The following is a 2,490-nucleotide window of genomic DNA, read 5'->3' as shown; positions in this document are numbered from 1 at the left end:
GTAGAAACTATGACACGAGTCAGAGCATCATTTGAAATATATTTATTTCTCAGAATTTTTTGACTAACGCCATTTTCTTTTGTTATTTTCGCTGCGTGTTCGTAGTTTCCTCTATTGTACTCCCCCCCCAACCGTTCCAAGTGGTTTGTGACTGCCCATTCTACCGCATCATAAAAGGAGCTCTTACCGAATCCATTCGGAGCATATATCGCTACAAAATTTGATGGTTTGTCTCCATCCACGGTAAAATCAAATGTTCCATCTTCCTTAGTTTTATAGGCTCGAAAACCTTCTATTTCAACTCTTTTTATCTTCATCTTTATTTAAAACTTCAATGAGGTGATTGATTATGCGTGCACGTTCTTCTCTTGACTCGGCAGTAGAATCCAAAGGAACGCCGCGAACGTACTCGTTTAAAGAAAGCGATATTTCTTCAATTTTTCCATCGACACTTGAATCAATAACTAGGTCTGACCCTAGTAGGTGTTCACTCAGGCTATCGATAACTTGAGTTGTAGTTGGTAGCATTTGTTGGCCATCAAGTACCAATTTTCTAACCGCATACTTATCGTTCTCAATTTCATATTTATCCCATACCGGAAGTTTTTCTACACAAAAAAAAGCTAAATAAATATTCCAAACAGATAATTCACCTGGTGGTTGGTAAAAGCCAGAGACAAAATTTTGAATAGGACGCCAATTTTCTATGATCTGCGCAGATGAAGTACACAGGCATGTGATACATGAAATATATGATATGGAGTCGCTTGATACAAATAGTTGAAACTCAATATTTTTGAATCGAGAGCTTAGAAAGCTTAAGTCAATATTCTTACTTAACAAATTCATTTAATTTATTCCTGAACAGAGACAGTTGTTCTACTCCCGCTTCGGTTTCATAGAATGCCCATTCTTCTTGGACGACACATTTCTTTCGAATACCTTCCAAGTGAGCTAGAACGAAACTTTTGTATAGTGCACTCTCAGCTTGATCAATCGGTGCAAGAGGCCCTGCATTGGGCACCAGAGAAATATTTCTTACAACTTTGTCTAGATGGAATCCGGCAGGTAAAAGATCTGCTCCCTGCTCAGGGGAAGCTACAATTACTGTGCCATCCTTATCTAGGAGTCTTCTTGCTGCTTTGAGAATAAACTCTAATCTACCTACCCAATTACTCCCATCACTAGTGTACAAAATTCTACGTCTTCGTTCCAAATGTTGAATGTAATTGTCGTCCACCACTCCTACGTTATCAAGCAATGCACAAATGACTAAAAATTCAAAGTAGGCTACCCATAGCTCTCTGTCCGTGACTTCATTCGGTCGTGTAGAATCAATCAACAAATCAGTCTCATATTTACTCATTAATTTGTAAGGCGCAGGCATACCCTTTTCTATGAGTTCATCTGCGAAGCTAAAGAGGGCAGATTTAAGCCTAGCCACATGTTGTTGATCTACAACATTGAATCCAAAAATTTTCTCTCTCAATCGTGAAAAACACTCTAAATGTGCAGGCACCATAGGTGCACTGCCATTCTCTTTTATAATCTCCTCAAATCTGATAAGTCCATGACATTGAACACGACCAAACTGTTGCTCTTGACCAGTTCCATCCATGCCATATTCGATACCAATCAGATAAGGTTGAAACCCTTCGAAATGATAGACACCACCGCCTGACATGCCCTTGATTGTTGCCTTCCCAGGAATACCTTCGAGTGTTAGGATAATATGGCTGTCTACTACGCTTGTTATGTGTCCATCATAATGCTTGATTGGAGAGGAGCTTTGCCTCTCTGTAGCGGGGAAACCAACCAAGGTGAGGTTTGTTAGAGGTGGCAAAGTTGTTATGGCAGACAGTTTTTGATCAATGCTTGGTTCATATACTACCTTTAATATAGCACAATCATATTTAGCTTTGTGTGTACCGTCAGGGTGAAAAAGGATATCTAACACCTTAATATTCTTACCCTTATGGTCAGTAACCACAATTTCGGCGATATCTTCCTGAATTACATGCCCAGCAGTTAACACGTATGAGTATTCCTGTGACATGGAGTTGACCAAAACGCCACTGCCTTGATTTACCATAACGCAATAGGAGGCTATTATTTCTGAAGTTGTCATTTTATAGCCAAATCTCGCCTTCAATAGCTTCAAAACGCGAAGAGTAAGTATCTTTTTCGGTAGGTAATAACAGATTATCTATCACGCCTTTATAATTAAAACAAATGTTTCCATTGCTCGACGCAAGGATTCTAGCAATAGTTCTTTTGTTGGGCAGACCATGTTTTAATCCGTTAGTGGAAATAATGTGTCGTGGAGAGTTTATGAGTGATAAAAAATTTATACTTGTATTGTATTGGCTGCCATGATGTGAAATTTTTACGAGTTCAGCGTTTAATTTATTATCCTCACTATATCCTAAAGCGCGTAAGTTACGGACGATTATATCCTCGTGTGAATCCCCAAGAAACAGCATTGTTTTC

4 protein-coding genes are annotated in these 2,490 nt (G+C 39.0%); all 4 read right to left on the bottom strand.

The window, feature by feature from the left end; all coding sequences use genetic code 11:
* Positions 1-317, bottom strand: a 317-nt coding sequence (locus AACS18_RS20240; RefSeq protein WP_146184805.1) for an AAA family ATPase, incomplete at its 3' end; no start/stop codon positions are given.
* Positions 298-849, bottom strand: a complete 552-nt coding sequence (locus AACS18_RS20235; protein WP_108613139.1) for an ABC-three component system middle component 1 — start codon at positions 847-849, stop codon at positions 298-300. The genes AACS18_RS20235 and AACS18_RS20240, both read right to left, overlap by 20 nt.
* The gene (locus AACS18_RS20230; protein ID WP_219927992.1) at positions 833-2,092 is read right to left on the bottom strand and encodes an ABC-three component system protein; all 1,260 of its coding nucleotides are present in this window, start codon (positions 2,090-2,092) and stop codon (positions 833-835) included. Before AACS18_RS20230 ends, AACS18_RS20235 begins: the two co-directional genes overlap by 17 nt.
* 37 nt (positions 2,093-2,129) lie before the next feature.
* Positions 2,130-2,490 (bottom strand): hypothetical protein (locus AACS18_RS20225; RefSeq protein ID WP_219927991.1); only part of this gene is annotated, 361 nt, incomplete at its 5' end.

It is taken from the genome of Aeromonas sp. HMWF015, from assembly GCF_963878965.1.
In the GTDB taxonomy this organism is placed as follows: domain Bacteria; phylum Pseudomonadota; class Gammaproteobacteria; order Enterobacterales; family Aeromonadaceae; genus Aeromonas; species Aeromonas veronii.
The sequence above is the reverse complement of the archived record's forward strand: the minus strand, read 5'-3'. Positions and strand labels throughout refer to the sequence as shown.